This is a genomic window from Gelidibacter sp. (assembly GCF_035577925.1).
In the GTDB taxonomy this organism is placed as follows: domain Bacteria; phylum Bacteroidota; class Bacteroidia; order Flavobacteriales; family Flavobacteriaceae; genus Gelidibacter.
The window spans coordinates 1-1,569 of sequence record NZ_DATJCY010000392.1; the positions used below are offsets into that span (position 1 = coordinate 1).

Consider the following 1,569-nt stretch of genomic DNA (forward strand, 5'->3'; position numbering starts at 1 on the left):
GGATTTGAAACAGCAGCCAATCTGTATAATCAAAACATAAAAAAAGATGCATAGTTCGCAATTGGAAATACAACTTATTGCAAGTTTGGTCGCTATGGCATGCGCTATACCTGGTACATTTTTGGTGCTTCGCAAAATGGCAATGATCAGCGATGCCATTAGTCATGCCATTTTACCCGGACTTGTTGTTGGATTTTTTATAACCCAGGACCTCAACTCGCCAATACTAATTTTTCTTGCAGCACTAACAGGTGTTATAACCGTCGTTTTAGTGGAGCAAATCCAAAAAACAGGTTTGGTCAAAGAAGATACAGCTATCGGATTGGTATTCCCAGCATTGTTCAGTATTGGCGTGATAATGATTGCTAAAAACGCGAATGATGTGCATTTGGATGTCGATGCTGTATTATTGGGGGAATTGGCTTTTGCTCCTTTTGATCGACTTTACATTAATGGAATGGATATCGGACCAAAATCATTATGGGTTATTGGTACTATTCTGACGATTACATTCGGACTTTTAATTGCATTTTTTAAAGAATTAAAAATAAGCACTTTTGATGCCGGACTATCGGCATCACTAGGATTTTCGCCAGTGATTATACATTATGGATTGATGAGCATGGCTTCAATAACCACAGTTGGAGCATTTGATGCCGTCGGTGCTATTCTCGTCGTAGCACTCATGATCGCACCTGCCGCTTGTGCCTATTTACTCACTACAGATTTAAAAAAAATGATTGGACTGGCCGTCTTTTTTGGTGTTTTTAGTGCTATTTCGGGGTATTGGGTGGCGCATTGGCTGGATGCCTCAATTGCCGGTTCCATTACAACGATGCTCGGCATTGTATTTTTAATCATCTATTTGTTTGCACCAGACAAAGGGCTTATTGCTGTGACTTATAGAGAAAACCAACAACGTATTGAAGTGCTGCTTTTGACCTTTTTACTCCATCTCAAAAACCATACAGAAAAAGAAGAACGCCATGTTAATCACCTTAACGAACATATCAACTGGCAAAAAGTGAAAAGCAAAACCGTTTTGGAGCTTGCTCTTAAAAATAATATGATTTATATTGAAGACAAAATCGTGTTTCTAACTCAGAAAGGTGACGAATTCACCTCAAAAGCCATCGATTATATCATTACGAATGAGGATACGCAAATTGAAGATATGAAAGCGGATTTCTTTTTGTTCCGGGGCTAGTTAATGCTTTAAATGCTACCAATAATTTATTAACTTTGAAGACCTTCAAACGTAAAATAATGAAATTCAATAGCCTTTTTGTTTTCTTCCTTTTGATCTTTTCTTGTTCAAACTCCAAAAAAATAGTGGAAAAGCCCATTATTTTTGATGAAGAACGCCTAGAACTTACCAAACAATATTTGGCCACTCGCCATGGATTAACCTTAGATACGCCGACTATCACTCCAAGAATGATTGTATTGCATTGGACGGTAATCCCGACTTTTCAACAAACGTTTGATGCGTTTAATCCGTCCAAATTACCGGGCAGACCCGATCTGGTTACAGCCAGTAGTTTAAACGTTTCTTCACAATTTTTAGTC

1 protein-coding gene and 1 pseudogene are annotated in these 1,569 nt (G+C 38.1%); both read left to right on the forward strand.

Annotated features, from left to right (window positions below; genetic code table 11):
* Window positions 1-46: 46 nt before the first annotated feature.
* Complete coding sequence (locus tag VNJ50_RS14705) at window positions 47-1,207, forward strand: metal ABC transporter permease (RefSeq protein ID WP_325583050.1); 1,161 nt, start codon at window positions 47-49, stop codon at window positions 1,205-1,207.
* 125 nt (window positions 1,208-1,332) lie between these two features.
* Window positions 1,333-1,569, forward strand: a pseudogene (locus VNJ50_RS14710) (N-acetylmuramoyl-L-alanine amidase); the annotation flags it as partial.